A 25,516-nucleotide genomic window follows, 5' to 3' on the forward strand; every position below is an offset into this window, starting at 1 on the left:
TTTAAGATTAAAATTTATACTTAAGTCCTACTTGACCACTTAAGTAAGTTTCATTTTTATTATCTACTTTACCTGCTAGTATTTGTTTAGCACCAAAGCCAAGATTCATACTGAGTTGATTTGTAAAATCTATATTACCCCCTACGATAATTTGCCCATATGTTTTTTTCTTGTTGTTAGCTTCTACACTAGTAAAGAAAGCATTATTTACAGCTAGGTTAGCTGTGTAATCATCACCACTATTGATAACAAATTGTTCTATTTTTGGAGTTACAAAAATATAAGAGTTTTCATTCATATATTTTCTAAATTCAGCACCCACTTCAACACTTACAGAATTGTTTTTCATAGAATCAATATCTTTAGCAATAGCACCATTTTCTGTATGAGATGGAGTATAACTAAAATAATAATTTATCCCTGCAAAAGGTTTGATAAATAAAGTATTATCACTAAAGTCAAACACACGACCTGCATTAGCACTAAGTCCTAAGAATTTGCTTGTATAATCTGAGTTATATGCACCATCTGTTTGAATATTGTCTTGTTTAGTTGGAGAAACTTGAGCATAAGCTTTAAGATTAAGTTCCCATTGTGGAGCTACATTGATAGTAGAATACATACCTAATTGGAAGTTATCACTTTTTTGTTCTAAATTATTGTCTTTGATTTTAGCATTTGCATAAGTAAAATAAGCACCCCATAAAACATTATCATTAGCTTGTTTATCTACCCCTACGGTAGCACCATACATTGCACCACTATCTCCATCGATAATGTTAGCACCACCAAAAGCATTAGCCCAAATACTATTGGTATATTCATTTACATAGCTTGGTCTCATATCACTATCTAAAGCAGCAAATTTAAGGCCATTCATTTTAGAAGCATAAGTTCCAAAAGGATTGTTTAGCATTGCTACACGAGAACCTATAGAAACATCATTAGAAATATTCATAGTGGTATTTACTGCACTAGAAGCTGAATTGAGATTGGATACAGATTTACCTGTATTGTCTGTGTCTTTTTTGATTTGTAGGGCTAGTTTTACACCTTCTCTACTTGCTAAATCTGCTCCTATACTTCCTAATTGTTCTGTGATAGAACGAAGTGCTAGGATAGAAGCTTTATCATTAGCACTAAGATTTAAATTTAAGTTTTTATTTACTAAATCAACGTATTTTTCATCATCGATTTTACCGCCGTTTTGCATAGCTTCTTGTTGAAGCTTTTTAAGCTCTTCTTTTTGTTTTTCAAGGGCTTCTTTAACTTTTGTCCATTCTTCTTCTTGACTAGGATCAAATTCATTTTTAAGCAATTTATCTATAGCATCTATATCTACTGTGATTTGATTAGTTAAATTTTTAGCCGCTGCAGTAGCACCTCCATTGATCACTAAGCATTTATTGCCACCGCAGTTTTGAACGTTAAGTTTATAATCTACTAAGCCTTTTATTCCATCGCCATATTTCTCTTCATCGCTAATATCTATAACAGCTCCTGTTTCTAATTCATCTTTGCCATGAAGATCAGTTGAAACATAATCATTTAAAAATTTTACAAGTAATGCACCTGCATTGTTCTTTGCTTTTAAGATATCTTCATTGAAATTTTAGCTTGACCATCACTACATTATTTGCTTCTAAGTCTGTATAAGAGCGTTTGATAAGTCCAAAATTTGAATTTGTAAGATTTGCAGTTCCATTTACCTTAACAAAATTTCCATAAGTAGCAAAAAGAGTTTCATTAGCGGTAAAATTTCCATTTATAGTTAAGCTATCATTAGCACTTTTTCCTTCTGTTCCATTATAAAGAATTATACCTGAGCTTTTTTTCATCCTCGGTAATGGCTTCACCTCCTAAGCTAGTCATAGTTAAATCTCCATTAATCACCGAAGGTGCAAAAGCTTGTAAAATTATATCTGTTGTTTTAACCTCTTTAGCAGTAGCATTTAAATTTGTTACATAAGCAGGATGGTCGCCATTATTGTGTTTAAAGCTTAAAGTATTGTTTTTACCGATATCAATGTTCAATCGATAATCAGCACTATCAGAGCCATCGCTTGGTAAATCTCCAATGCCCATTTTAATACTTAAATCTTGCCCTTTGTAATTATCAGGATTTTTGAGATTGATATCCTTACCATTTTCTTCAAAATAATTTCCTATATCTGAAGACTCTGTAAGATTGATTTCTTGTGCAAAAGCACCTGAATAAAGCAAAGTTGCTGCACCTAAGCTTAGCAATATCTTGCTCGAAGCATTTTTCTTCATAAGTTTCTCCTTCAATAAATTTAAACTGAAGGAAAAATTATACCCCCCCCCCCTTTTTTTTTTTAAATAAGCTTAAAAATAAAACTATAAATTTTTAATGAAAAATTATAAAACTTAATATATCAAAGTTTTAAGGGTAATAAATCGATCTTAACTTCATATAAAAAATTCTAAAAATTTGAAATAAACTTATGATTTACTTAAAATTAGCATGATGGTGGAAGCGAGGGGAATCGAACCCCTGTCCAAAAATAATCCCACAAAGACCTCTACATGCTTAGCAAAGATGACTACTTCACCCTACTTCGCTCATCTTCCAAAACTCAAAAGCAAGGCTAAGACTTTATTTCACCTCAACGCTTGTCAAACGCAAGGCTACACTATCAAAAATGACCGAAAATTAAGCTAGATAGTATGACTTAAATTTCAGGCTCGACTGAACTTACGCAGCTTTAGCGTAAGCAGGAGCGAATTTAACGTTGTTTGCGTTTAATTTTATTTGGGCTTTTTACGCTTTGCCCAAAGCGACATGCCATCTAAGCAGACTTACTCCTGTCGAAGCCAAGTCGCTCCCTTATTTAGAAATAATATTTGGAACATTAACAATTAAAGGATTAAAAACCGCTAAAACAGAATCATCATTTTCATATGAACGACAATATTTTTCAAACTGATCACTCATCAAAAGCATCCAATCCGTAAATTCATCACTAGCAGGCCCGTTAAAGCGATTTGCTTGTGCCATCATCTCTTCGCAAAATACGCAAAAATCAGTCACTTCTTCAAGATTTAAGCGTCTTGCTGCCCAAGCGGTATTGTGTGCTAAAGTTTCAAGCTCTTTTATAGCTTCTTTATAACGCACACTATCGCTTCCAAGCTTGATGATTAAAGGTTCAAACCTATCGCACATGGTTCTAAAAAATTGTAAAAATTTTTCTATATCGTCAATTTCATAATCTAATTCTAATTTTGTTAAAATTCCCATTTTTAAACCATAATCATTAAAGTTTAATGTAAATTCTAGCAAATTTTAGCTAAAATCTTATTTTAATTTTTCCAAAATATAAGCAAAGATATGGATAGAATAGTAGAAATAGAAAAATACTCCTTTGATGAAACTTACGAAACTTCGTTGCGTCCTTCAAATTTTGATGGTTATATAGGTCAAGAAAGCATTAAAAAAAATTTAAATGTCTTTATAGCTGCAGCTAAAAAACGCAATGAATGTTTAGATCATATACTTTTTAGCGGTCCTGCAGGACTTGGAAAAACAACACTAGCTAATATCATCTCCTATGAAATGGGTGCAAATATCAAAACAACCGCCGCTCCTATGATAGAAAAAAGCGGGGATTTAGCCGCTATTTTAACCAATCTTAGCGAAGGAGATATACTTTTTATTGATGAAATTCATCGCTTAAGCCCTGCTATCGAAGAAGTGCTTTACCCTGCAATGGAGGATTACCGCCTTGATATTATCATAGGTAGTGGTCCAGCCGCCCAAACCATAAAAATCGATTTGCCAAAATTTACTCTTATAGGAGCTACAACGCGTGCAGGTATGCTTAGTAATCCTTTGCGAGATCGTTTTGGTATGCAATTTAGATTAGAATTTTACAAAGATAGCGAACTTGCTCTCATCTTGCAAAAAGCAGCTTTAAAACTTAATAAAACTTGCGAAGAAAAAGCCGCACTTGAGATCGCTAAAAGAAGTCGTTCAACCCCTAGAATAGCTCTAAGGCTTTTAAAAAGGGTAAGAGATTTTGCTGATGTTAATGATGAAGAGATTATCACAGAAAAAAGGGCTAATGAGGCCTTAAATTCTTTAGGAGTGAATGAGCTTGGTTTTGATGCGATGGATTTAAGATATCTTGAACTTTTAACTGCTGCTAAACAAAAACCTATCGGACTTGCAAGCATTGCTGCGGCTTTAAGCGAAGATGAAAATACCATAGAAGATGTAATCGAACCTTATTTACTAGCTAATGGCTATATAGAACGCACTGCAAAAGGGCGTATAGCTAGTACAAAAAGCTATAGTGCTTTAAAATTAAACTATGAAAAAACTTTATTTGAGGAGTAAATTTTGCAAAATGGAAAATTCTTTCTTATAAGCTTTATTTTAGTTATTTTATTTCTTTTGCTTTATCTTTTTAAAGGTTTTTTACTTGTAATTATCATAGCTAGTTTAATGGCGGTAGCTACCTCAAATATCAATGCGAAATTTTTAAATCTTACTAAAGGGCATAAATTTTTAGCTTCCATTCTTACAACAACTTGTATGGTTTTGCTTTTCTTTGCACCTTTTGTTTATGCTATGATAGAACTTGCCAAAGCTTTAAAAAATTTTGATATTAATTTAGTCACACAAACACTTGATTATGTCAAAAACTATCAATTTACCTTGCCTGAAAGCTTTAATTTTTTAGAACCTAAAATCAAAGAATTTTTAGCTTCTATAGATTTAAATAGCATTTCTAAACAAATTCTAAGTTATGCTTCAAGTTTTACAAAATCAGGAGCTAAATTTCTTATAGATATGGTTTTAATTTGCGTATTTTATTTCTTTGCAAATCTATATGGAACAGAACTTGTTATCTATCTTAAATCCATCATTCCCATTGATAAAAAAGAACTCGATGATGTTTTAAGCGAAGTGGGTAATGTTATGGCTGTTGTGCTTTACTCTATGGTAATTGTAGCAATATTTCAAGGTGCACTTTTTGGTTTAATTACAATGTTTTATGGTTATGATGGAATTTTAATGGGAGTAATTTTTGCTGTAAGTTCTCTCATACCTGCTATAGGAGGAGCTTTAATTTATGTGCCTGTAAGTCTTTATGAATTTGCCTCAAACAATCTTAACTCAGCTCTTGTTATTTTTATTTATTCTGTAATTGTAATTTCTTTTATAGCAGATACTTTAATCAAACCTTTAATCATCAAATGGATCAACAAAAAACTTGTAAAAACCCCAACCAAAATCAACGAACTTTTAATTTTCTTGGCTATGATAGCAGGAATTTCAACCTTTGGTTTTTGGGGTATTATACTAGGTCCTGCAATTTTAACCTTTTTTGTATCAACTTTAAGAATGTATGTGATTTTAAAAGATAAGAATTTAATTTAACTTGCCTTAAAAAGGCAAGTTTTATGTTTTAAGCTTTTGGGCCTATCATTTTAGTAGGATCAACAAATTTATTGAAATCTTCTTCGCTAACCAAACCAAGCTCCATTGCACTTTCTTTTAAAGAAATACCTTTTTTATGGGCATTTTTGGCTACTTTAGCAGCATTTTCATAACCTATGTGTGGATTTAGAGCGGTAACTAGCATTAAAGAATTATGAAGATTATGATCGATTTTTGCACGATTTGGTTCTATACCTACAGCACAATGGATATTGAATGAATGCATAGAATCAGCCAACAAATCAAGACTTTGCAAGAAATTATAAATAATCACAGGCTTAAACACATTAAGTTCAAAATTTCCTTGACTTGCTGCAAATCCAATAGCTGCATCATTTCCCATCACTTGTACAGCAACCATAGTAACAGCTTCGCACTGGGTAGGATTTACCTTACCCGGCATAATCGAACTTCCTGGCTCATTTTCAGGGATGATAAGCTCACCAAGACCGCATCTTGGGCCTGAAGCTAACCATCTTATATCATTTGCAATTTTCATTAAATTTGCAGCCAAACCTTTCATAGCTCCATGAGTAAAATTGATCGCATCATGACTTGTTAAAGCATGAAATTTATTTGGACTTGAAACAAATTTCGTACCTATAAGTTGAGTTAGTTCTTCGCTTACTTTTTGACTTAATTCTGGATGCGCATTAAGCCCTGTTCCTACTGCGGTTCCTCCTATGGCAAGTTCTCTTAAAGTTGGTAAAGAAGCGATGATTTGCTCTTTTGAATGCAAAAGCATAGAAAGATATCCACTAAATTCTTGTGCTAGAGTAAGTGGCGTAGCATCTTGTAAATGCGTGCGTCCTATCTTGATAATACCATCAAATTCTTTTACTTTTTTTTCAAAAGTTGCAATAAGCTCATCAAGCGCAGGGATGAGCTTTTTCTCTACTTGCTCAACCGCAACAATACTCATAGCAGTTGGAAAAGTATCATTTGAACTTTGACTCATATTAACATGATCATTTGGATGTACAAGCTTTTCTTTGCGAAAATCCCCGCCCATGATTTCAGTGGCACGATTTGCAATAACTTCATTCATATTCATATTGCTTTGCGTACCTGAACCTGTTTGCCAAATCGCAAGTGGAAAATTATCATCAAATTTACCTGCGATAATCTCATCACAAGCTTGAACTATAGCATTTTTTTTAGCATCATCAAGTTTGCCAAGTTTGTTATTGACTAAAGCTAAAGATTTTTTAAGATTTGCAAAAGCATAGATTAAAACCTTTGGCATTTTCTCACAACCGATTTTGAAATTTTCAAAACTTCTTTCAGTTTGCGCTCCCCAATATTTGTCATTTGGGACCTTAACTTCACCCATGGTATCATGTTCAACTCTGTATTCCATAATTTTTTTCCTTTGATTAAAATTTTATTTATTATAAGCTAAAAAAATAAATACTTTCAAAAACGTTTTCCTATTGAACTCATTAAATGCAATTCATAGGCATTATGAGAAAATCTATTCATTAACATAAACTGCCAAAATACATTGTTTTTATATAAAAATTCTGAATTAAAACCTTGACTTAAAATATTATCTTTTAATTTATATTTTTGAATAAAAGCAATAGGAAAATCAACAAAACTAGCCTTATTTTCTAAAGTTCTTCCATAAATTCTTTTTTCAAAAATTACAAAACTAGAAAAAGAAGCTTGATAATCATCTTGCTCTATATTTTTAGCAAGATTAAAACCTAAATTTGCATTTATGCTATGATGTTTTAAACTTTCGTAATTTTTAGCAAAAGGACTTTTATTTTCTTTAAAATCTTCTTGATAAAAAAAACTATGTGTAAAATACATTAAAGGATTAAAAATAAAATCTTGACCTAAAATAATATCTTTAGTTACACCAAGCTGGGCTGAAGTTTGCAATGTTTTATACTTGCCTTCAATTGGCTGTTCTACTACAAAACGATTAAGAGTATTAAATCCTACACCTATACCTAATCCACTTAATATTTTTATAAAATCTAAATCATGGTTATAATTAAACAATAAGTCCATATTATAACTCTTCAAATCACTACCATTATTAAAATTAAATCTAGCGCTAGAAAGAGATAAAGCATAAGCTAAAAAGCCTGATGAGAAATTTTCTCCTAAAGAGATATTAGCACCTGTTTTTTGACCTGAAAAATCTTTATCTTTATAGTATTTATAGCTTGGAGTAAGGTGCCAAAAATATTCTTCATTACTAAAAATTCTAGGTAAATAAGCACTAGCAAGTAACATATTATTGTTTTGTGCAAAATTATTAATATTAAGAGGATGAAGAGTAAACAATATGTTATTTTGTATCAAATTAGATTGATTATGATTACTAAAAGTGCTTAAATACTCTGAACCTTCTATTCTATTTAATTTAGTCTTTACATCTATTCCATTATCTAAAGAAGCAAAAAATTCCTGATAAGTCCGACTCAAGTCTGCTCTAGATCGCAATTGTCTTAAAGCATTTCCCAAGCTTGTATTAGGAATTTCATAAGCATTGGGTTTTAAATTAGGTTTTATTAAGGTTTTATTAATACTCACTAAATCATCACTTAAAACAAAGTCAAAATTTAAAGCATAAGTATTTTGCACCAAAACATGATTAAAAGATGATAAACTTTTTTCCAAATCTCCTAAATTAATTTTCACTGGCTTATTTAAGATATAGTATTTAGGTAAAGGAATATATTCTAAATTCCCGCTCTTAATATCATAAGTTTTTGCAATCAGTTTAGAATTTTTATAATTACCAAAATCAAGTTGTAATTTAGAGTCAACTCCTTCTTGAGTATAAGTTCCTTGCACGGTTAAATCACTCAAATCTTCATTTCCAGGTCTAACTATGCCTTTATTGTTTAAATTTTGCCCTACAATACCATTACCGCTTAGCATTGCTTCTTGTTCTACATAAGCATTATTTTTAACTTTTCCTTTGAGCTTTAATTCTCCTTGTTTGATTAAAGTTGCACCCTCATAAGTATTTTGACCACTGATAATCAAAATACCTTCACCTTCTTTAGATAATCCTATGTTAAGATTAGCTAAATGTGTAGGTTTATTAATAGCGCTTGATAAATGAGTACTTTCATCCCATTTTCTTTGACTAATATCATTAGAAAATTCAGCATCATAACCTGCAGTATTTATAGTATAATAAGCTGTATTAGGTTCTTGATCATATTTTAATACATCCTGGTCACTGAGTCTGTTTGCATCTAAAATACTCAGTCCTTTTAACGCCTTTTGTGCATCTAAAATTCCTTGTCCAAATAATTCTTCTTTTTCAACCCTAACTACTCCATTAATAGAACTAATAGTGGAAGTATTAAGTTTTTGCGACTGCGCACTATCTCTATTATCCCAAATATAATCACTATAATCAATCCATTGTCCATTAACTTGAACTTGCATTCCATTGTAAAGCTGTTTTAAATCCCGTTTTATTTCATCTTCTATCTTAGGTGGATCTTGCGAAATATACACAATAAGAAATTTAGGTTGATTTGTTCCATCGGTTACTTGTTTAACAGTAAATTTTGGAGCCTTATAATTTTTATTTGCTGTACTTAACAGTATATCAGCAATTTGCTTACCATCCAAAAAGGGGAAATTTTGCTTGACCAGTGCCGCTGTTCCACTCACCATAGGTGCTGCCATAGAAGTTCCACTTTTTTTTGTAAAGTTATCATTAGTGCTTGAATCAACATTATTAATATTTACTCCAGCAGCAACTAAAGAAAAATTCGTAGCTCCCTTAAAACCATTACTAAAATCGGCCAAACCTTGACTTTTAATTGTTAAAGTCCCATCTGATTCTAAAGTAATCTCATTTGCATCCAAAGCTCCAACAGCCAACCAAGCTCTTAAAGATTCATCATAACTTGGTAAAATCGCATGCAAAGCAGGGCTAAGAATTCCTTCATTACCAGCAGCAAATACATTTAATACTCCCTTATCCTTGCTAAGCCTCATCATATCATTAGCAACTTTATCTGCTTTCATAACATACTCCAAAGGAGTATTACAGATATTATAGCTTTTCCCTTGATTAGTTTGAGTACAATCTACTAATCCAGAATTTGAAGCCCTAAGATTAAAATAAGGATAAAATTTAATACCCCAGCTATTATTAATAATACTCACATTTTTGAAAAAATTATAAATATTAGGATTTTGAGTGTAAGAGCCATTTGGAAACACCCCAGCTCCATAAAATTTTGCCCCATAAGCCACTCCATAAGGTTTACTATCGTCTATCTTTGCTCCAACAGCTATACCTGCTACATGACTTCCGTGTGTTGATTTTTGCAAATCAGGTATAAGCTGTTTCCCAGCTGTATCAGTAGGATAAGTAGACTTTAAAATCTTATCCTTTAAACTAATATGATCTTGATTAAAAGCATCATCGGCTACACCTATTATAATAGTATCTCCACTATACCCTAGCTTATGTACTTTATCAATATGATGAAGTTCAAATTCACTTAAAGCAAAAAGTTTACAAACGAAAGTTAAACAAAAAAATTTTTTCATTTCTATTCTACCGTTACGCTTTTAGCCAAATTTCTTGGCATATCCACATCATTACCAAGTCTTATAGAAATTTCCATTGCTAAAAGTTGAGTAATTATCATCATTTCAAAAAATTCACACATATAGTGATCTTGCTCATTGGTTTTTATAAAATCATCACTCAAATCAAATTCTAAAGGCGAAATGCTAAGCACTGTAGAATCCCTAGCTATAAGCTCTTCAACATTTGATTTTGTTTTTTCATAAAGCATATGCTTTGGCATTAAAGCTATAGTATAAAGTTTAGAATCAGCCAGAGCAATAGGGCCATGTTTCATCTCTCCTGCAGGATAACCCTCAGCGTGAAGATAAGATAATTCTTTAAGTTTTAAAGCTCCTTCTAAGGCCAAAGGATAAAACACATCTCTACCTATAAAGAAAAAGCCATGTCCATCTAAATAACGCTTGGATAAACGATGAATTTTTTCATGTAAAGCCTGTTTTACACTCACACAATTTGGAGTATGTAAAAGCGCTTTAATTTCAGCAGAAACATTTAAATTTCTTTTTTGCGCCATAAAAATAGCAAGCATCCAAAGTGTTAAAACCTGAGTGGCAAAAGCTTTAGTTGAAGCAACTCCTTTTTCTATGCCCGCACGAGTTAAAAGACTTAGGTGTGCTAAACGTACTATATTAGAATTATCCACATTACAAATTGCAAAAGTCTTAGCGCCCTGCTCTTTTGCAATCTTTAAAGCCTCTAAAGTGTCTGCTGTTTCTCCACTTTGAGAAATAACGATAAATAAAGAATCTTTTTTTATAATTGCTTCACGGTATCGAAATTCACTTGCAATTTCTACTTTAGCTTTAACTTTAGCAATTCTTTCAAACAAATAAGCACTTGCCATTGCAGCATGATAGCTTGTTCCACAAGCACAAAGCGTGATTTCATCTACTTGACTTAAATCTTCATTGTTTAGCTCATCAAAAACGACTTCATCGCCTTGAATACGTCCCATTAAAACTTCACTCATCACGCGACTTTGTTCATAAATTTCTTTTTCCATAAAAAAACGAAAGCCGTCTTTTTTTGCATAAGCCTTATCGCCTGAAAGCTTAGAAAAACAAAGTGATTTTAAAACATCATTTTCATAAACAACAAGCTCATCTTTACTCGCGTATCCCAAGCTTAAATCTTCAAGATACATTACCTCATCACAACTTCCTATCAAAGGTGCATCACCTGAAGAAAAATACCATTCTTTATTTGCATTTTTACCGATAATCAAAGGAGCAGCATTTTTTGCAAAATACACATGATTGGGATCTTTTTTTGTTACTAACAAAGTAGCAAAAGCACCGCGAAGTTCTTTGATGGTTTTTTGCCAAGCTTCAAAAACTCCCAAATTTCTTGCGTAAAATTCAAAAAGCTGGACAATAACTTCAGTATCGGTTTGACTTAAAAAACTCACGCCTTCTTTTTCAAGTTTATCTTTGATTTCTTTATAATTTTCTATAATACCATTGTGAATCACACAAGAATACTGTCCTAAATGAGGATGTGCATTGATTTCAGTAGGCTTACCATGAGTTGCCCATCTTGTATGACCTATAGCAAAACCATAACCTTGACTTTCAAAATCCGTGCATTTATTCGCCAAATTTTCAAGTTTTCCTACAGCTTTAAAAAAACTAAGCTCTCCTTCTTGCATCACTGCCATACCCGCACTATCATAGCCACGGTATTCTAATTCTTTAAGTCCATTTAGTATAATTTGTTTTTTTTCATTATTTCCTATATAGCCTACAATTCCACACATTTTTTACTCACTTATTAATAAATTAACTAACTTTTGCTCGCTATGTTCTAATTTTTCATTCTTTTGAAAAATAAAAATATTACGCGTCCTTTGTCTTATGGTTTGAATTTTTGCTGCACATAAAACAAGTTCAAGTTCATTAAAAACATTCATCAAATACGCCATTAAACCCTGCTGATCTTTAGTATTAAGACCTAATTTGGCATACATTTTAGAATAATTTAAGTCTAATTTTAACTCATCTTTTTTAATGATTGGCTTTTTAATTTTTTTCAAATTAAAACCAGAAAGATTTGAATTTAAAAGCTCGCAAAGTTTTAGTTTTTGTTCATCACTGATAATATTATCATATTCAAATCTTAAATAAATTTTATCATCAAAAAGTTCAAAAAAATTCATGAAAATAAGATTTAAATTTGTTAAAGAACTTAAAATAATGGCAATATTAAAATGAAGTGGTGCAACAATTTGCAAACTAAGATTTGTTTCATTGCTAAACCAAAATTTAAAATCATTTTCTTTGGCTAATTTAGAAATCATAACAATATCTTCAAAAGTATTTTTTATAATAAAAAGATTTGATTTGATATGTATGATTTTATCTTGCAAAATTTCATCTTGCTCTAAAAAAATCTTACTTCTTTTAAGTGTTAATTCTTTTTTTACTCTTCTTGCGCTTTCTTCAAGTAGATTTTCATCTTCAAAACCTTGTTTTGCATTTTCTAAAAGTTTATCAAGAACTCTAAAATAAAAAGCATTGTAATTTAAAGCCTTAGCCTTTAGCCAAGTTAAAGTGTATAAAAGCTCTAAATTTTCTAAATTTTCTAATTTAGAAACCAAACTACTTACAACAATAGGATTATATATATCTTCTTTTTCTACAAGATCTTTTAAGGCATTATTGTTTTTAAATATTTTAAGACCCCATTCTAAAATTTCATTCTTTAAATCAAATTTGGAGCAATACGCTCTATATATGCCTGCTAAAGAAATTTCATTTTCACTTTCTATAGCGCTTAAAAGTATCACAAGCTTTAAAATCATTTTTTCATCGGTTTTAAGTTTTTGGAGTATCTCAAGCTCATCTTCGTATTTTTCAAATTCACTTAACATAAGAAAAACTTGCTCATCAAAACTATAATTTCCTTCTTCATCACTTAAAAAACGAACTGTCCAAAAAGGCTTGCATAAATCTTTTAAAATTCCACTATCAAGCAAAAGTTTTAAAACACAAAAACTATGCCTTTTATAAAAAATTTTCTCAAAAAGTATTAAAGCTTTTTCTATATCTTTTTTACCGTATTTCAATCTTCTTAGGGCAAAAACCAAGTTAAGATCGAAAATAACCTCTTTATCTTCAAGTTTTAATAAGTATTCTAAAACTTCTATAAGAGTTTTAAATTTATACTCTTGTTTAGGGGTATGATTTAATCCATCTTGAATTTGCTTTGCTAGAAAGTGTGTATAAAAACCTATAGTATGCATACTTTGCAAAGCCTTTTGAACCAACAACTCATTTGCTCCAAAATGTTTTTTAGCTTTTTTATACATTAATTCACTCAAATCATGAACATTAATAAGTAAAAACTCATCCTCATCTTTAGCACTTAATAAATTCATCGCTGATTTTAAAGAAAGTAAAAAATCTCCAGCTAAACGCAACTCGCTTAAATTTTTTTCATCTATAAAATTTAAAGCATAATTTTTTGGAGAAGTCTTAAAAAGAACAAGCAAACTCTCTAAGAATCTTAAATGATTTAATCCGCCAAAATCTTTTAAGATATTAAATTCTTGCTTTATAAATGGAATATCAAATTCTTTAAAATTTTCTAGCAAAAGCTTGGCAAAATCATTTTTATTTTCTTCTAAAATACTCTCAAATTTCGTCTTAATCCCTTTAAATAAAATCCTAGAACCACATATGAAACGAGTTTGTATTATAGAAGTCTTAAGCTCATTGCTAGCATTATAAAGTCCATTAAATTCTAAGATAACAGAGTCAATTTGCAAATGTGTATCATTTAAAATTTCAATAAAAGCCTTAATCATAGGTTTTAAATGAAAAGCCTTAATATCTTTATAAACAAAAATCAAAGAAATACTTTCATTAAAACAAAGACTATTGTTTGCATATGCTTTGCTTGCTAAAACACAAAAAGGGATATTATCACTTGGAGGTGAAAAATCATCAAAATAATCTTTAAGAACTATATCATAAGCTTTTTTTATGAAATTATCCATATTTTTAGAATGATATAAACTAAACGCCCCTTGCTTAAGAAAAAATTTTCTACAACTTTGGGTATAGGAACTAAGATTTTTTTTAAAAATTTCTAATTCTTTATTTAACAAAATTTCCACTCTCTTTTAAATTTTAATATTTTAATAATAATCTTAACAAAAATATCTTTTATTTTGGCTTTTTCTATAAACTCTTTTTCAGTAAGCAAAAATTATAATGCTTTATTTAAAAACAGCAAAAGAGTAAAATTAAAATGAAAAATTTAATTACCAAACTAGAAAATGAAGAAAGATTAAACCAAGAAGAAGCCAATGCACTTTGGGATCTAGATCTTTTTACCCTAGGCAAATACGCCCATAAAAAACGCACCAAACTTCATGGAAAAAAAGTTTATTTTAATATCAATCGCCATATCAATCCAACTAATATCTGTGCAGATACCTGTAAATTTTGCGCCTTTTCAGCACACCGAAAAAATCCTAATCCTTATTTGATGACTCATGAAGAAATCATGAAAATCGTCGATGAAACTGTAAAACGAGAAACTAAAGAAGTACATATCGTTTCAGCTCATAACAAAGATACAACTTGGCAGTGGTATTTAGAAATTTTTAAAATGATAAAAGAAAAATATCCTAATCTTCATGTAAAAGCTATGACTGCTGCTGAGATTGATTTTTTACATCGTCGTTTTAAAATGAGCTATGAAGAAGTGATAGAAAAAATGCTTGAATACGGCGTTGATTCCATGCCAGGCGGTGGAGCTGAAATTTTTGATGAAGAAGTGCGTAAGAAAATTTGTCATGGAAAAGTTAGCAGTGAAAATTGGCTTAAAATTCATAAACTTTGGCATGAAAAAGGCAAACAAAGTAATGCTACCATGCTTTTTGGACATATAGAAGAAAGACATCACAGGATCGATCATATGTTAAGACTGCGTGATCTTCAAGATCAAACCGGTGGATTTAATGCTTTTATCCCTCTAGTTTGGCAAAGGGATAATAGCTTTATACAAACTGATAAAATCATGGATAGTGAAGAAATTTTAAAAACCATTGCCATTGCTCGTTTAGTGCTTGATAATATTAAAAATATCAAAGCTTACTGGGCAACAATGACTTTAAATTTAGCCATGGTAGCACAAGAATTTGGGGCTAATGATTTAGATGGCACTATAGAAAAAGAAAGCATACAAAGCGCAGGTGGTGCAAAATCTGCCAAAGGCACAAGTTTAAAAACTTTTATCGATATGATAAAAACTTCAAATCTTATTCCTGTAGAACGCGATAGTTTATATAACGAGCTAAAAACCTACTAAGGAGAAAAAATGGACTTTTTTAAACTCAAAGAAAACAATACGAGTTTTAAAACTGAAGTTATAGCAGGGCTTACTACTTTTTTGGCTATGGTTTATATTATCCCTGTAAATTCTAGCATAGTAGGAAATACAGGAATGCCTATAGAAGCTTTAATCACCGCAACAGCTTTAATCACCATAGTTGCAAGTGCTTTTAATGCTTTTTTTGCCAATACTCCTGTAGCTATGAGCGTGGGAATGGGTTTAAATGCTTATTTTACCTTTGCGGTTTGTTTAGGTCAAAACATAGCTTGGCAAAGTGCCTTAGGAGCTGTTTTTATTTCAAGTATTATTTTTCTCATACTTTCTTTTACACATTTTCGCCTTTGGGTAATCCGCAATATCCCAAAAGATTTACGCCTTGCAATTTGTGCAGGCATAGGTTGTTTTATTGCATTTTTAGGCTTAAGTCAAATGGGTGTGATAATGCATAATAAAGATACTTTAGTCAGCATAGGAAATTTCAAAAGCCCTCATGTGCTTTTTGGAATTTTTACCCTAGCTTTAATCATCTTTTTTTGGGCTATAAAACTTCGCGGAGCTTTTATTTTGGGGGTATTAGTAAGCTCTATTATCGCTTGGATTTTTCATTTAGATAATGCAAGTTTTCCTGTGCAAATCTTTTCTTTGCCAAATTTTAGCATGGAAAATGGTTTAGGAGCCATCTTTTTACAACTTGATATCAAAAGCGCCTTAAATATTACTATGATACCTATAATTCTTACTTTTTTCATCACTCAACTTTTTGATAGTATAGGAACTATCACAGGTGTGGGTGAAAGAGGAAAGATTTTTGATGATCCCAAAAATGGAGAAAAAAAACTAAGCAAAACCTTAATGGCAGATGCAACAGGATCAGCCTTAGGAGCTATGACAGGCACTTCCACAGTTACTGCTTTTGTAGAAAGCACTACAGGGGTTGAAAGCGGAGGAAGAACGGGGCTTACAGCTTTAGTTGTAGCTATTTGTTTTGCTTTTACACTTTTTTTACTGCCACTTTTTAAAGCCATTCCTGCAAACGCAATATACCCCGTACTTGTAATGGTTGGAATTTTAATGTTTATGGAAGTTAAAAATATAGATTTTAAAGATAGTGCTATAGCTGTAGCAAGCTTTTTTACTATTATCATGATGCCTTTTACTTACTCTATCACCACAGGTTTTGCTTTTGGTTTTCTTTCTTATTTGCTTGTAAGAATTTTTAAACGCGAATGGGATAAAATCAATCTTGGCATTATAGTTTTAAGTTTATTATCTTTGGGTAATTTTTTACTTATGGCACTACAATAAATTAAGGATATATAATGATATTTTACTCCTATGAAGAATTTAAAGAAGATGTAAAAATTCTTGCTAAAGAAATTAAAAAAGATTTTAACCCTGATGCACTTTTAGCTATAGCAAGAGGAGGAATGAGTTTAGGACACTCTTTAGCAGTAGCTTTAAAAACACGTCAGCTTTTTGCTTTAAACTCAATTCATTACGATGATACAAAAAAACTTGATACTATTGAAATTTTTAATATTCCTGATTTAAGCAAGCACAAAAAAATTCTACTCATTGATGATATAGTAGATAGCGGAGAAAGTTTAGTAGAAATAAAAAAAGTTTTGCTTGAAAAATTTCCTCATATAGAACTTAAAATTGCAACCATTTTTTACAAAAAAACTGCTCTTTTGGAGCCTGATTTTAAAGCAAAAGAAGCTACTGAATGGGTGGATTTTTACTGGGATATAAATCTTGATTAAAAATTTGCTATAATTTTACTTTTAAAATTTTTAGGAGTTTTTGCTTGAGAATAAAATTTATATCTTTTATTTTAATTTTTTTTACTATTTTTGCTTTTGCTAAAGAACAAAATTTAGATGATTTTGAACAAGAATACCAAAACTATCAAGTAAACGATCCGCTTTCAGGATATAACAAAGCTATGACAAGCTTTAATGTGGCTTTGTATGATTATGGTTTGCGTCCCGTTCTTAAGGGCTATAACGCTATCACTCCTGAATTTATAAGATTAGGAGTAAGAAATTTCTTTGATAATTTACTTGCTCCTTTGCGTTTTATAGGCAATGTTTTGCAGTTTAAATTTGAAGAAGCGGGAGAAGAATTTAAAAGATTTACCGCCAATACCATTATGGGCTTTGGTGGACTTATGGATGTGGCATCAAAAATGGGTCTTAAAAAACATCCCGCGGACTTAGGAACCGTTTTGGCTCACTGGGGTGTAGGAAGCGGTTTTCATATTGTCTTACCTATACTCGGCCCTAGTAATCTTAGAGATACTCTTGCTTTACCTGCAACTTGGTATGCAAGTTTTACTGCTTACATTGATCCTACTTGGGCAAGTATAGCTATAAGTGCTTATGGATTTGGTAATGAACTTAGTTTTAGACTTGATGAAATTGATGAAATTTATCACAACACGCCTAATTTATATCCATTCTTGCGTGATGCTTACGAGCAAAGACGCAATGAACTTAGCAAATAAAGGAAAATAATGAAAAAAATATTTCTAATCTTGGCTTTATTTTTTAATGCTTTTGCCTTACAGCTAGATGAAATTTCTAGTACTATGCAAAAAAACATTGATGCAAGCTTAAAACTTTTACAAGATAGCAAAGAAGATAAAAAACAAGCTGCTGATGGAATTTTTAAACTTTTTGATAGTATAATAGATTATAAACTCATGGCAAAACTCAGTCTTTCAAAAAATTATTCTAAATTAACCCCAAAAGAACAAGAAAAATTTACCACAGCCTTTGAAGCAAGTCTTAAAAAAAGTTTTACCGATAAACTCAGTCTTTATAAAGATCAGGTTTTAAAGGTCAAAAATGGTGAGTTAAAAAATGAAAAACGCTATTTTTTAACCACTTCTATGGTAGTAGATGGGGAAGAAAAAAATATCATTTTCAAATTTTACAATGATAATAACAACTGGCTTATTTATGATGTAGATGTTTTAGGTGTGAGTATAATACAAACTTATAGATCACAATTTGGAGATATTTTAGCCAACCAAGGCTTTGATGCCCTACTTCAAAAACTTGAAAGCATTGTCATAGAATAATGTTTGCAAAGCTTTTAAAGTTTTTTATTTCTCGTCCAAAAAGTACTTTTTTTGGAACCTTATTTATATGCCTGTTTTTAAGCTTTTTTGCTTTTAAGCTTAGCGTAGATGCAAGTGCTGAAAGTTTGCTTTTAGAAGATGATGCGGATTTAAAAACTTTTAGAGAAATTTCAAAACATTATAAAAGTGATAATTTTTTACTTTTAGCCTTCAAACCCTATGATGAAAAACCTTTTTCAAATGAAAATTTAGCCAAATTAAAAAAACTTCATGAAGAATTAGAAAAAGCCCCTTTAGTAGAACGCGTTTTTAGTATCATCAATGCCCCTTTGCTTCAAAGTTCGCAAAATACGGATTTAAAAGAACTTTTAAAAAATATCCCAAATATAGAAAGCCAAGATATAAACCGCACAAAAGCCCAAAATGAAATTTTAAATAGTCCCTTTTATAAAAATAATATCATCTCAAAAGATGGAAAAGTAACAGGGCTTATTATTTACTTAAAGCCTGATACAGTTTATAATAATCTTATAGAAAAACGCGATCTTGCTACCGATGAAAAAGAAAAAGATCAAATTCGTCTTGCCATAAAAGAACATCAAGACAAGCAAAAAGTTATCACGAAACAAAGTCTAGATACTATTAAAAGCATAGCTCGCACTTATGAAAAAAACAAAGATACGCTCTACCTTGGTGGCGTAAGCATGATCGCTGATGATATGATAGCTTATATAAAATCTGATCTTGTGCTTTATGGTGTTTCTCTTGTATTTTTACTAGGACTTGCACTTTATTATTTTTTCCGTTCATGGCGCTTTGTTTTTTTACCTCTTTTTATTTGTTTTATAAGCCTAAGTGCGGCTAGTGGAGTTTTTGCACTTTTAAATTTTCAAATCACGGTTATTTCATCAAATTATGTTGCTTTGGTTTTAATTATCACCTTAAGTGTAGTTGTTCATTTGATCACGCATTTTATCGAAAGCACCCAAAATCATCCCAAAGCTAAAGTTGAGCGCATAGTGCTTCAAACCTTACTAGCCAAAGCAAATCCTAGCCTTTATGCCATTGTTACAACGATGATAGGATTTTTTTCTTTAATCCTATCAAATATCGAACCTATCATAAAACTTGGCATTATGATGAGTATAGGTATAGGTTTAGCTCTTATCTTTAGTTATTTGTTTTTAGCAAGTATCTTAGTTCTTTTAAAACCAAAAAATTATCATAAAAAAGAGTTTAAATTTAATCTTTTAGCCTTTTGTGCTAAAACCGCTCTTGATCCTAAAAAGCGTCGCATGATTTATGGAATTTCAGTTCTTGCTATAATCTTAGCTTTAATAGGCATTTCAAAACTCAGAGTTGAAAATTCTTTTGTCAATTATTTCAAAGATGGTAGTGAAATCAAAAAAGGACTTTTGGTTATTGATAAAAATCTAGGTGGAACCTTGCCTTTAGAAGTAATCATTCGTTTTCAAAATAATAAAAACGATCAAAATACAAGCGATACTCTTGATAGTTTTGAAAGTGAATTTGAAAATTTAGCCACACAAGAAACTTATTGGTTTGACTCTAAAAAAACACGCATTGCAAAAAAAGTTCATGAATTTTTAGAAAACAAAGAATTTGTAGGTTCGGTTTTAAGTCTTAATAGTCTTTTAACCCTAGGGAAAAATATCAACGATGGAAAAGAGTTAAATGATTTTGCCCTTGCATTTTTAAATGAGAATTTACCTGCTAAATTTAAACAAGACTTGCTTTCGCCTTTTGTAAGTATAGAAAATAACGAGTTAAGATTTAGTATGCGTATTGTTGACTCTGATCCGAATTTAAGACGTAATGAGTTTTTAATAGATCTTAAAAAACAGCTCAACGAGCTTGTAAAAAACGATGGAGTAGAAGTACAAATCACAGGTATAATGGTGCTTTATAATAATATGCTTCAAAGTCTTTTTTCATCGCAATTTGATACTCTTATATTTGTAATTTTAACTATTTTTATACTTTTTATCATTGTTTTTAGAGATTTAAAATTTTCAGTTGCGGCTATATTAGTAAATGTTATTCCTTTAAGCGTGGTTTTTGCTCTTATGGGACTTTTAGGTATTCCTTTGGATATGATGAGTATTACTATAGCTGCTATTGCTATAGGCATAGGCGTTGATGATGCCCTGCACTATATTTATCGTTTTAGGGAAGAAATTAAAAACAAAAGCCTAGAAGAAGCCATTATGATTTCTCACCTTAGTATAGGTTCGGCACTTTATTATACCACAATTAGCATAGTTTTAGGTTTTAGCGTGATGATGAGTAGCAATTTCATTCCAACAATTTATTTTGGAATTTTAACCGTTTTTGTAATGATTTTGCTTTTAAGTGGAAGTTTGTTCTTGTTACCAAGCTTTTTAATTACTATTTATTCTAAGAAAACCAAGTTTCCAAACCAACATAAAGAGCATATATTAAAACAATAATAGCTATATATTTTAAAAAATTTTTCATTTTTATCCTTTATTTAAAATCTTTAAAATGATTTTTGCAAGCTCTAAGGCTTTAAAACGATGAGAGATATTATTCTTCTCATCCACGCTAAGTTGGGCTAAGGTTTTATCAAAACCCTTTGGAATAAAAAGACTATCATAACCAAAACCATTTTCACCTTTTTCTGTATCTATTACTTTTCCATGCATGCTTCCATGCGTGCTAAACTCCCCCATCAAACCCACCATAGCAATAGCAGCAACATAATGCGCCTTACTTTGTTTAAAACCTTTTTTTACCATTTCATTGACAAGTTTATCACGGTTATTTTTATCATCGCTTTTACCACTAAATCGAGCAGAATAAATTCCTGGATTTCCTTCTAAAACATCTACACAAATGCCACTATCATCACTTAAAGCGATAAAATCTTTTTTTTGTTTTTCATCTAAAGCATTAAAAACCGCTCTTGCTTTAATCAAGGCGTTTTCTTTAAAAGTTTTTCCATTTTCTTCAATCTCAAAAGGCATTAAAACTTCATCAAAAGCATAAATTTCAAAATCTTTTAAAATTTCTTTAAGTTCTAAAACTTTATGCTTATTGCTCGTAGCTAGGATAATCTTCATAACAAAAGCTCCAAAATAATATCAAAAACAAAAATATGATTTTATAAAATTTATCCTTGTGCGTAGCTTTTAAATATCAAATGATAAAACGATGTTAATCAACGCTTAATACATTTCATAGTAAAATTATCCTAATTTAAATTTCAAATTTAATAGGAAATTGATAATGCTAAATAATGTCTTACCCTTATCTTTCATAGTTGGAACAAGATTTTTTGGGCTGTTTATAGTTTTGCCAGTTCTAAGTCTTTATGCTTTAAAACTTGAAGGTGCTAATGAATTTTTAGTGGGACTTTTAGTTGGTGTTTACGCCTTAACCCAAATGATTTTACAAATGCCTTTTGGAATTTTAAGTGATAAAATTGGTCGTAAAAAAACCATGTTCATTGGACTGATTATTTTTATAATAGGCTCTTTAATCTGTTCTTTTGCGGAAAATATCTACATCATGCTTTTAGGAAGAATGCTCCAAGGTGCAGGAGCTATTGGAGCAGTAGCTACAGCAATGATAAGTGATTTTATCACAGAAGAAAATCGTGGTAAAGCCATGGCGGTAATGGGTTCTTTTATAGGACTTAGTTTTGCAGCTTCTATGGTGATCTCTCCTTTAATGAGTGCAAAATGGGGTTTATCTAGCCTTTTTGATCTTAGTGCAGCTTTGTCTCTTTTATGTATAATTTTACTTTATACCGTTATACCTAAAGAAAATAAAATCACTCATGAAAATGAAAAAACTCCTTTTTTCCATCTTATTAAACAAAAAAATTTAGCCCTTATGAATCTTACTAATTTCATGCAAAAAATGCTTATGAGTATAGCATTTTTAAGTATTCCTATTATTCTAGTAAAACATTTAGGCTTTGCTTCTGATAAACTTTGGATTGTTTATAGCGCTTCTATGGTAGCAGGTTTTATCGCTATGGGCTTTGCTGGAAGTTTAGGTGAAAAAAGAGGTTTAGCTAAACAAATTTTACTCTTAGGAATTGTTTTTTTCATACTTTCTTATCTTTTTTTTGCTTTTAGTAATTCTATGGATTTTTTTATCATAGCAGTTGTGATTTTTTTTATAGGTTTTAATTTACACGAACCTATTATGCAAAGTTGTGCATCAAAATTTTGTAAAGTTCATGAAAAAGGTGCGGCATTAGGGTTGTTTAATGCTTTTGGATATGGTGGAAGTTTTATAGGTGGTATTATCGGAGGGATATTTTTACATCTAGATGCCTTAAATCTTTTGGCTATTATTTTAGTAATTTTAGCCCTAATTTGGCTTGTGGCATTATTTTTCTTAAAAAATCCAGCTGATTTTAAAAACCTTTATCTACCTTTAGACACACCTTTAAATTTTAGTAGTTTTAGTGAAAATTTAGGGGTTGTAGATATTTATAAAAACTCTAAAAATCTTGTTGTTAAATTTGATAGCAAACTTACAAATAAAAAAGAATTAGAAGAAAAATTATGAAAAAAATATTATTTTTATTCTGTTCTTTTTTTCTAGCTTTTGCAAAACCAAGTCTAGAGATACCCAAGCTCTCAAAACAAGCAAAACAAAACTTTATTTTAGAAAATGTCAAATTTAATTATAATGACACAATATATAAAATTTTTATAGCTAAAAACAAGAATGAAAACTCAAATTATAAATATAAAATCATTTATTTACTCGATGGAAATGCTTTTTTTCCTCTTTTTTTAAATCTTTTCAACACTCCTGTCAAAGAAAATCTTTTAATTATTGGAATAGGTTATGATAATAATTTAGCTTTTGACACACAAAAACGCACTAAAGATTATACGCCTGCAACAAATTTAAATAAACAAGGTGGAGGTAGTAAAGAATTTAGAAATTTTTTAATAACCCAACTCATCCCTTATATCAACAAAATGTATCCTATTGATTTTAGCCATCGAATTCTCTTTGGACATTCTTTTGGAGGACTTTTTGCCATTGATACACTTCTTTATGATAGTAAGATTTTTAGTCATTATTTTATTATTTCTCCTTCTTTATGGTGGGATAATAGTGAGTTTTTACCTAACATCATAAAATTACAAACTTGCCCTAAAATTTACATCGGATTAGGTTCATTGGAAACAAATTCAAGTATTATCAAAGGTGTAGCTAAGCTCAATGCTCAAAAACTTAGCGAAAAAATATCCAAAGAAACTAATTGTAAAACTCATTTTAAACTTTTTAAAAATGAAACTCATGGAAGTATCATATCTAAAGCTATGCTGTGGATGAAAAAGCTTCTTGATCTTAATTAATCATTGCTTTTATCATCACTTTTGCCTTGCAATCTGCACAACAATAAAGTGTTTTGATTTTATTCTCATCATTACCAAATTTAGGTTTCATTAAATTGGCTATTTTTTCTACAGCTTTTTTGGTGGCAAATTCTTTACCGCATTCTATACAGGCAAAAAGCTCATCTTTTGCCATGGTTTGATATTCAAAATAAGAAGCTCTAAACTCCATTCCACTACGAAATAATTTTAAAGTATCTTTTTCGGCACAACTTAACTCACAATACCCACAAGTCGTACAAAGAGAAGCATTAAATTTCAAAGCATTTTCTTGTTTATCAGCGATTAAAGCTCCTACATTACAGGCACCCACACAAGAAAGACAAAGTGTACAGGTGTTAGGATTGATTTCTACCTTGCCATAACGCAACCATTCGCCACTTTCTATACTGCCAAAATCTTCATTTTTTATCATTTCTTGCATTCTTTTGGCAAAATTTTCTCTTGTAGTTAAGGTGTTGTTATGAAAATCATATTTTAAATCTTGTATGAATTCTTGCTCTTTTAAAACATTTTGCAATTCTTTTTCATTTTTAGCAACAAAAATAGCTTTTTTTTGAAATTTTCTTTCAAAAAAAGTATTTAAAAGTACAATAGCCTCATTGCTACCACGAGATACAAAGTCCGTATAAAAAACCAAATTTGCTCCACTATTTTGCAAAAGTGTTAAAAAATGCATGGAAGAAAGCCACTTTTCACCCTCTATCATAAAGGGTAAAACATCTTTTGGTAAAGCAAGATTTAAATTTTCTAAAGACATTTTTTTAGGAATGATTAAAATTTTTTTATCTTTATAAAACTCACAAAGGGTAAAAAAACTTTCTCTTGGCATGGGAGCATAATCAAGTGATCCACTAGGACATACACTAATACACCCTCCACAACCCAAACAATCCACTTGAGAAAATTCTAAATGCTTTTTTTCATCATCTTTTAAAATCGCCACAGTAGGACAAATTTCAGCACATTTTGCACAATGCTCACTGCGTCTTTCGTGGTATTGACACACGCTAGCATTATAGCTAATATAAGTTTTATAATGATATTTTGGACTTTTGCTTTGCAAAAACTCTAACAATACTTCAAGATTTTCAAAATTTAAAAGATTATAACATCCACTTTGTCTTGTAAAATCTTTACGCACAACGCTTAAATCCTTAGCTTTAAAAAGCAAAAAATCAAAATCTATTTCCACTTCTTCGCCTTGATTTTTAACCACAGCACAAAGTTCCCCTACACTTCCAAAAACAGCTAAAATTTCTGCACTACTTAAAGCAATAACCTTAAATCCATGTTCTTTTAAAAACTCTACGGTTTGAGTATCGCTATCTACTAAAATCAAACGATTTTTCACTTCTTTGCTTTGTTCCAAATCAAGCCCTAAATCATAAACGCTAGCTCTTGCTTCATAAAGCGTTAAAACATTTTTACTTTGCTCTAAAATTTCATCTTGAGAATTTTTAAGATAAAAATTAATCTCAGGGGCATAAATTTGTGCTTTTTGATTTTTATCATTGCAAACTAATGCTTCTTTATCATTTGCCTGATCTAAAATTTCAATAGCATCAGGCAAAGGGATTAAAACATCATTTTTTATATAAACAAAATCTTGCATTATCTTCCTTAATCTC

General features: G+C 30.7%; 19 protein-coding genes, 1 other RNA gene and 1 pseudogene. 10 read left to right on the plus strand and 11 right to left on the minus strand.

Translation table 11 applies throughout. From position 1 onward, the window contains the following. Positions 1–7: 7 nt before the first annotated feature. The 5 genes and pseudogenes from AJ936_RS10700 to AJ936_RS05530 form a co-directional block, all read right to left on the minus strand. Positions 8–1,480: pseudogene (locus AJ936_RS10700) on the minus strand (autotransporter outer membrane beta-barrel domain-containing protein); the annotation flags it as partial. Positions 1,481–1,601: 121 nt separating this feature from the next. After that, on the minus strand, positions 1,602–1,838 hold the full coding sequence (locus AJ936_RS10705) for a hypothetical protein (RefSeq protein WP_250578761.1): 237 nt from the start codon (positions 1,836–1,838) through the stop codon (positions 1,602–1,604). Then, positions 1,807–2,274, minus strand: a complete 468-nt coding sequence (locus AJ936_RS10710) for a C4-dicarboxylate ABC transporter (RefSeq protein WP_070274168.1) — start codon at positions 2,272–2,274, stop codon at positions 1,807–1,809. The genes AJ936_RS10705 and AJ936_RS10710 overlap by 32 nt, the downstream gene beginning before the upstream one ends. Before the next feature lie 215 nt (positions 2,275–2,489). After that, positions 2,490–2,848, minus strand: a transfer-messenger RNA (tmRNA) gene (ssrA, locus tag AJ936_RS05525). After that, positions 2,849–3,259, minus strand: a complete 411-nt coding sequence (locus AJ936_RS05530; RefSeq protein ID WP_002783915.1) for a hypothetical protein — start codon at positions 3,257–3,259, stop codon at positions 2,849–2,851. It abuts the tmRNA gene before it with no gap. Positions 3,260–3,349: 90 nt separating this feature from the next. Between AJ936_RS05530 and ruvB the strand changes: the two genes are divergently transcribed. Both ruvB and AJ936_RS05540 read left to right on the plus strand, forming a co-directional pair. After that, entirely contained in the window at positions 3,350–4,357 is a 1,008-nt protein-coding gene (ruvB, locus tag AJ936_RS05535) for a Holliday junction branch migration DNA helicase RuvB (RefSeq protein WP_002862037.1), read from the plus strand. Between the two features lie 3 nt (positions 4,358–4,360). After that, positions 4,361–5,404, plus strand: coding sequence for an AI-2E family transporter (locus AJ936_RS05540; protein ID WP_002862038.1), 1,044 nt, complete (start codon positions 4,361–4,363; stop codon positions 5,402–5,404). Positions 5,405–5,432: 28 nt separating this feature from the next. Here AJ936_RS05540 and fumC read toward each other — a convergent pair whose 3' ends face one another. Genes fumC through AJ936_RS05560 form a run of 4 tightly spaced genes read right to left on the minus strand, consistent with a single transcriptional unit; the run spans position 5,433 to position 14,157 of the window. After that, positions 5,433–6,824, minus strand: a complete 1,392-nt coding sequence (gene fumC, locus AJ936_RS05545) for a class II fumarate hydratase (RefSeq protein ID WP_002854099.1) — start codon at positions 6,822–6,824, stop codon at positions 5,433–5,435. A 56-nt stretch (positions 6,825–6,880) separates the two neighbouring features. Further along, positions 6,881–10,006 carry a S8 family serine peptidase gene (locus AJ936_RS05550; protein ID WP_070274169.1) on the minus strand — a complete coding sequence of 1,042 codons (3,126 nt, stop codon included), beginning with the start codon at positions 10,004–10,006 and terminating at the stop codon, positions 6,881–6,883. A gap of 2 nt (positions 10,007–10,008) precedes the next feature. Beyond that, positions 10,009–11,805, minus strand: coding sequence for a glutamine--fructose-6-phosphate transaminase (isomerizing) (gene glmS / locus AJ936_RS05555; protein WP_002871078.1), 1,797 nt, complete (start codon positions 11,803–11,805; stop codon positions 10,009–10,011). Between the two features lie 3 nt (positions 11,806–11,808). Then, positions 11,809–14,157 carry a nucleotidyltransferase gene (locus tag AJ936_RS05560; RefSeq protein ID WP_044778859.1) on the minus strand — a complete coding sequence of 783 codons (2,349 nt, stop codon included), beginning with the start codon at positions 14,155–14,157 and terminating at the stop codon, positions 11,809–11,811. A gap of 143 nt (positions 14,158–14,300) precedes the next feature. Between AJ936_RS05560 and mqnE the strand changes: the two genes are divergently transcribed. The 6 genes from mqnE to AJ936_RS05590 are packed head-to-tail and all read left to right on the plus strand — an operon-like array spanning position 14,301 to position 20,945. Next, positions 14,301–15,365, plus strand: a complete 1,065-nt coding sequence (gene mqnE / locus AJ936_RS05565; protein ID WP_002862042.1) for an aminofutalosine synthase MqnE — start codon at positions 14,301–14,303, stop codon at positions 15,363–15,365. Positions 15,366–15,374: 9 nt separating this feature from the next. Continuing rightward, a complete protein-coding gene (locus AJ936_RS05570; RefSeq protein ID WP_002893965.1) occupies positions 15,375–16,694 on the plus strand; it encodes an NCS2 family permease in 1,320 nt (439 codons plus the stop codon). A 14-nt stretch (positions 16,695–16,708) separates the two neighbouring features. Continuing rightward, positions 16,709–17,152, plus strand: coding sequence for a phosphoribosyltransferase (locus AJ936_RS05575; protein WP_002862044.1), 444 nt, complete (start codon positions 16,709–16,711; stop codon positions 17,150–17,152). Between the two features lie 44 nt (positions 17,153–17,196). Then, positions 17,197–17,895 carry a VacJ family lipoprotein gene (locus AJ936_RS05580; RefSeq protein WP_002882682.1) on the plus strand — a complete coding sequence of 233 codons (699 nt, stop codon included), beginning with the start codon at positions 17,197–17,199 and terminating at the stop codon, positions 17,893–17,895. A 9-nt stretch (positions 17,896–17,904) separates the two neighbouring features. Beyond that, on the plus strand, positions 17,905–18,474 hold the full coding sequence (locus AJ936_RS05585; protein WP_053872485.1) for an ABC transporter substrate-binding protein: 570 nt from the start codon (positions 17,905–17,907) through the stop codon (positions 18,472–18,474). Then, complete coding sequence (locus AJ936_RS05590) at positions 18,474–20,945, plus strand: RND family transporter (RefSeq protein ID WP_002881492.1); 2,472 nt, start codon at positions 18,474–18,476, stop codon at positions 20,943–20,945. Before AJ936_RS05585 ends, AJ936_RS05590 begins: the two co-directional genes overlap by 1 nt. 30 nt (positions 20,946–20,975) lie before the next feature. Here the strand turns inward: AJ936_RS05590 and rdgB are convergent, their stop codons facing one another. Continuing rightward, entirely contained in the window at positions 20,976–21,578 is a 603-nt protein-coding gene (gene rdgB / locus AJ936_RS05595) for an RdgB/HAM1 family non-canonical purine NTP pyrophosphatase (RefSeq protein WP_002881493.1), read from the minus strand. Between the two features lie 166 nt (positions 21,579–21,744). Between rdgB and AJ936_RS05600 the strand changes: the two genes are divergently transcribed. Together AJ936_RS05600 and AJ936_RS05605 are read left to right on the plus strand one after the other, a co-directional pair. Continuing rightward, a complete protein-coding gene (locus AJ936_RS05600; RefSeq protein ID WP_002881494.1) occupies positions 21,745–23,040 on the plus strand; it encodes an MFS transporter in 1,296 nt (431 codons plus the stop codon). Next, a complete protein-coding gene (locus tag AJ936_RS05605) occupies positions 23,037–23,846 on the plus strand; it encodes an alpha/beta hydrolase (protein WP_002881495.1) in 810 nt (269 codons plus the stop codon). Before AJ936_RS05600 ends, AJ936_RS05605 begins: the two co-directional genes overlap by 4 nt. Here AJ936_RS05605 and AJ936_RS05610 read toward each other — a convergent pair. After that, positions 23,839–25,500, minus strand: a complete 1,662-nt coding sequence (locus tag AJ936_RS05610) for a 4Fe-4S dicluster domain-containing protein (RefSeq protein WP_070274170.1) — start codon at positions 25,498–25,500, stop codon at positions 23,839–23,841. The two genes, AJ936_RS05605 and AJ936_RS05610, sit on opposite strands and share 8 nt — an antisense overlap. Positions 25,501–25,516: the final 16 nt, after the last annotated feature.

Origin of the sequence: Campylobacter sp. BCW_6877 (assembly GCF_001762445.1) — a bacterium.
Lineage (GTDB): Bacteria > Campylobacterota > Campylobacteria > Campylobacterales > Campylobacteraceae > Campylobacter_D > Campylobacter_D jejuni.

Bases quoted from the DNA above. Each gene is read 5' to 3' on its own strand.
- AJ936_RS05605 (WP_002881495.1), top strand. From the start codon at position 23,037: ATGAAAAAAATATTATTTTTATTCTGTTCTTTTTTTCTAGCTTTTGCA.
- fumC (WP_002854099.1), bottom strand. From the start codon at position 6,824: ATGGAATACAGAGTTGAACATGATACCATGGGTGAAGTTAAGGTCCCA.
- glmS (WP_002871078.1), bottom strand. From the start codon at position 11,805: ATGTGTGGAATTGTAGGCTATATAGGAAATAATGAAAAAAAACAAATT.
- rdgB (WP_002881493.1), bottom strand. From the start codon at position 21,578: ATGAAGATTATCCTAGCTACGAGCAATAAGCATAAAGTTTTAGAACTT.
- AJ936_RS05585 (WP_053872485.1), top strand. From the start codon at position 17,905: ATGAAAAAAATATTTCTAATCTTGGCTTTATTTTTTAATGCTTTTGCC.
- AJ936_RS05530 (WP_002783915.1), bottom strand. From the start codon at position 3,259: ATGGGAATTTTAACAAAATTAGAATTAGATTATGAAATTGACGATATA.
- mqnE (WP_002862042.1), top strand. From the start codon at position 14,301: ATGAAAAATTTAATTACCAAACTAGAAAATGAAGAAAGATTAAACCAA.
- ruvB (WP_002862037.1), top strand. From the start codon at position 3,350: ATGGATAGAATAGTAGAAATAGAAAAATACTCCTTTGATGAAACTTAC.
- AJ936_RS05550 (WP_070274169.1), bottom strand. From the start codon at position 10,006: ATGAAAAAATTTTTTTGTTTAACTTTCGTTTGTAAACTTTTTGCTTTA.
- AJ936_RS05575 (WP_002862044.1), top strand. From the start codon at position 16,709: ATGATATTTTACTCCTATGAAGAATTTAAAGAAGATGTAAAAATTCTT.
- AJ936_RS05600 (WP_002881494.1), top strand. From the start codon at position 21,745: ATGCTAAATAATGTCTTACCCTTATCTTTCATAGTTGGAACAAGATTT.
- AJ936_RS05570 (WP_002893965.1), top strand. From the start codon at position 15,375: ATGGACTTTTTTAAACTCAAAGAAAACAATACGAGTTTTAAAACTGAA.
- AJ936_RS05610 (WP_070274170.1), bottom strand. From the start codon at position 25,500: ATGCAAGATTTTGTTTATATAAAAAATGATGTTTTAATCCCTTTGCCT.
- AJ936_RS10710 (WP_070274168.1), bottom strand. From the start codon at position 2,274: ATGAAGAAAAATGCTTCGAGCAAGATATTGCTAAGCTTAGGTGCAGCA.
- AJ936_RS10705 (WP_250578761.1), bottom strand. From the start codon at position 1,838: ATGAAAAAAAGCTCAGGTATAATTCTTTATAATGGAACAGAAGGAAAA.
- AJ936_RS05590 (WP_002881492.1), top strand. From the start codon at position 18,474: ATGTTTGCAAAGCTTTTAAAGTTTTTTATTTCTCGTCCAAAAAGTACT.